1 protein-coding gene is annotated in these 236 nt (G+C 41.5%); it reads left to right on the plus strand.

The features are described from left to right. A partial coding sequence (locus AOA59_RS32255; RefSeq protein ID WP_158235193.1) for a hypothetical protein occupies nt 1-236 on the plus strand: 236 nt, incomplete at both ends.

The following is a 236-nucleotide window of genomic DNA, read 5'->3' on the forward strand; positions in this document are numbered from 1 at the left end:
ATCAAGGGGAGATGGTTGACAGGTTCCCAGATAATGTCCTTCAATTAGCACATTTAAAAGCCCAACTACTATTTCGAGAAGGGGATACGGAAGAAGCTGTTGCTTTATTGGAAGAGGAAATTGAAGTACACCAAGCTTGGCATGATGACCTATTGGAGGATATTGAGAGTAACGCTGGTGAGGGTGAATACATCGAACCAGGTTTAACAGGAAGTCCGTATTTTAATGATCTTGTT

Source organism: Pseudomonas sp. 2822-15, from assembly GCF_002742515.1.
GTDB lineage: Bacteria > Pseudomonadota > Gammaproteobacteria > Pseudomonadales > Pseudomonadaceae > Aquipseudomonas > Aquipseudomonas salomonii.